Source organism: Phenylobacterium sp., from assembly GCF_030693805.1.
Lineage (GTDB): Bacteria > Pseudomonadota > Alphaproteobacteria > Caulobacterales > Caulobacteraceae > Phenylobacterium.
This window is the reverse complement of sequence record NZ_JAUXZW010000402.1, coordinates 1-3,178: the sequence shown is the minus strand read 5'-3', so window position 1 is coordinate 3,178 and position 3,178 is coordinate 1. Positions and strand designations below refer to the sequence as shown.

General features: G+C 69.3%; 4 protein-coding genes. All 4 read left to right on the top strand.

Going from position 1 to position 3,178, the window contains the following annotated elements; translation table 11 throughout:
- On the top strand, positions 1-1,006 hold a 1,006-nt coding region (tolB, locus tag Q8M88_RS16070; RefSeq protein ID WP_305598162.1), incomplete at its 5' end, for a Tol-Pal system beta propeller repeat protein TolB.
- A gap of 202 nt (positions 1,007-1,208) precedes the next feature.
- On the top strand, positions 1,209-1,691 hold the full coding sequence (gene pal / locus Q8M88_RS16065; RefSeq protein WP_305598164.1) for a peptidoglycan-associated lipoprotein Pal: 483 nt from the start codon (positions 1,209-1,211) through the stop codon (positions 1,689-1,691).
- Positions 1,692-1,785: 94 nt separating this feature from the next.
- A complete protein-coding gene (gene ybgF, locus Q8M88_RS16060) occupies positions 1,786-2,619 on the top strand; it encodes a tol-pal system protein YbgF (protein WP_305598161.1) in 834 nt (277 codons plus the stop codon).
- On the top strand, positions 2,616-3,178 hold a 563-nt coding region (locus tag Q8M88_RS16055), incomplete at its 3' end, for a tRNA lysidine(34) synthetase (protein WP_305598163.1). The genes ybgF and Q8M88_RS16055, both read left to right, overlap by 4 nt.

Genomic DNA, 3,178 nt, shown 5'->3' with positions numbered 1-3,178 from the left:
CGCCCAGGCGCTGGTCAACGGCCAGGTGACGGTCGAGGGCGGGCGGCTTCGCGTCGATTTCCGCCTGTGGGACGTGTTCTCCGAACAGCAGTTGCTGGGCCTGCAGTTCACCGCCAGTCCCGAGAACTGGCGGCGCGTGGCGCACAAGATCTCCGACGCCGTCTACGAGCGGTTGACCGGCGAGAAGGGTTATTTCGACACCCGCGTCGTGTTCGTCGCCGAAAGCGGCGGGCGGGTCGGACGGGTCAAGCGGCTGGCGATCATGGACCAGGACGGCGCCAATCCCAGCTACCTGACCGACGGCTCATACATCGTCATGACGCCCAGGTTCTCCTCGACCAGCCAGGAGATCACCTACATGGCGCTGCGGCCCGAGGGGTCGTCGATCTATCTGTTCAACCTGGAAACGGGCCGTCGCGAGACCCTCGGCGACTTCCCCGGCATGGTGTTCGCGCCGCGCTTCTCGCCCGACGGCGGGCGCGTGGCGTTCTCGGTGGAGCGCGGCGGCAACAGCGACATCTATGTGATGAACCTTCGCAGCCGCACCTCCACGCGGCTGACCGCCGACCCGGCGATCGACACATCTCCGTCGTTCTCGCCAGATGGGACCAAGATCGTCTTCAACTCTGACCGCGGCGGCAATCCGCAGCTCTATGTGATGAACTCCGACGGCTCCGGCGCGCGTCGCCTGTCCTTTGGCTCGGGTCGCTACACCACCCCGGTGTGGAGCCCGACCGGGGAATACATCGCCTTCACCAAGCAGACCGGCGGCAGTTTCCATATCGGCGTTATGCGGCCAGACGGATCCGACGAGCGCACGCTCACCGACAGCTACCTCGACGAAGGCCCCACCTGGGCGCCGAACGGCCGCGTGCTGATGTTCTTCCGCGAGGGCCAGGGCCAGGGGCCGCGCCTGTGGTCGGTGGACGTCACCGGTCGGGTGCAGCGCGCGACGCCCTATCCGGGGTCCGGATCCGATCCGGCGTGGTCGCCGCTGTTGGACTGACAAGTCGAGTCAAATGAAACGATCGCGTGATCTCGACCGTTCGAATGTTGCACCGCCAGTTCGCGCGGTGGAGTCTGGACCTGGCGCGCGTTGCGCCTTTGGTCAAACCCCCAACCTCAAGGAGAGGCCTCGCGTGATCATCACGAGCTTCAACACCAAGGGCGCAGTTAGACTGGCGCTAATCGTCGGCGTCGCCGCATCGATGGCCGCCTGTACGGCGCGGCCGAAGCCCGCGCCGGTCACTCCCACGCCGTCCGGCCCCACCGACTCGCAATCGAACCTCCCACCGCCCGGACCGGTCAGCCAGGCGCCGGTCCCGGGATCGGTCCAGGACTTCGTGATCAACGCCGGTGACCGAATCTATTTCGATTTCGACAGCTACACGATCCGCAGCGACGCCGGCCCCGTGCTCGACGCTCAGTCGGCATGGCTGCAACGCTATCCTGCGGTGGCCGTGCGCATCGAAGGCAACGCCGACGAACGCGGCACCCGCGAATACAACCTGGCGCTCGGCGCACGCCGCGCCAATTCCGTGCGCGACTACCTGGTCAACCGCGGGATCCAAGCCTCGAGGATCGCCACGGTGTCCTATGGCAAGGAACAGCCGATCGATCCGGGGACGTCGGAAGATTCCTACCAGCGTAACCGTAACGCCCACACCACGCTGACCTCCGGCGCACGCTAAGCCTCCATCGCGACCATCCCGGACGGGGCGGCCCCGTCCGGGAACAGGCGTGACCGCCGCAATTTGAACGCCGCGCCTTGCAGATGATCCGCTCATGCCGCTTCGCCGACTGCTGATTCCCGCCGCCTTCGTCCTGCTGACGCTGAGCCCATCTCTAGGGCTGGCCCAGACGCCGATGGACGATCCCCTCGACGCCCGCGACGCCCGCCGTGTCGAGCGGATGGAAAAGGTGGTGCGCGAACTGCGCGCCATCGTCTTCCAGGCCCGCGACACCGGCCGCCCGGTGGTCGTGCAGCCGGCCGAGACCGACTACCAGATGCAGGAACTGACCCGCCGGGTCGGCGACCTGGAACAGACGCTCACCCGCATCAACGGCGCGCTCGACTCGACCTCCCACGAACTGCAGCAGTCACGCGCCGCGACCCAGGCGCTGGAAGCGCAGAACCGCGCCTTGGCCGACCGGCTGAGCGCCGCGGAACAACGCGCCGTCGCCCCGCCCGAGGGCGTCCCTGCGCCGGTGGCAGGCGGCCCGGCCGCGCCCACCGCGGCCGAGGCGTTCACCCGTGCGCGCCAGCAGATGCTGGGCGGCGACTACGACGGCGCCGAAGTCGCGTGGCGCAACTATGTGGCCAACTACGCCGACAGCCCGAAGACGCCGGAGGCCCACTATTGGCTCGGCAAGACCCTTGCTGTGCGCGCCGCGCATGCTGATGCGGCCGCGGCGTTCATCGGCGCGATCCGCGGCTGGCCGCAGACCTCATGGGCGCCCGACGCCGTGGTCGAACTCTCGCGCGCGCTGATCGGCCTGAAAAAACCCACAGACGCCTGTCAGACCCTGGCCGAGCTGACCCGCCACTATCCCAAGGCGCCGCCCGCCGTGCTGGCGCGCGCCCAGGCCGCTCGCGCCCAGGCCAAGTGCGCGGCCTGACTTCCCGACGTCAGTCGCCGTCTGCCGCCTTCGATGGCCGCGTCGACCAAGCGCTGGACCGACGGCTCTCAAGGACGTCGCCGTCGCCGGTTGCTGTCGCCATTTCCGGCGGCGGCGATTCCCTGGCCTTGCTGCTGACCACACTCCACTGGGCTGAACGTCATGGGCGCCGCGTCCTGGCGCTTAGCCTCGATCATGGATTGCAGCCGCAGAGCGCCGCCTGGACGCGGGCCTGCGGCGAGCGCGCGCGCAAGGCGGGCGCTGCGTTCCGCGCGCTGACCTGGGACGGCCCAAAGCCGCCGTCGGGTCTGCCGGCCGCGGCGCGTGGCGCGCGTCACGCCCTGCTGGCCGAGGCGGCGCGGGAGGCCGGCGCAAGCGTCCTGTTGATGGGGCACACCGCCGACGACATCGCTGAAGCGCGGCTGATGCGCGAGGCCGGCCCGCGGCTGGGCGAGCCTCAGGAATGGGCGCCCTCGCCCGCCTGGCCGCAGGGCCGCGGCGTCTTCGTCCTGCGCCCGATGCTGTCATTGGGCAGGGCGGAGATCCGCGACTGGCTGGC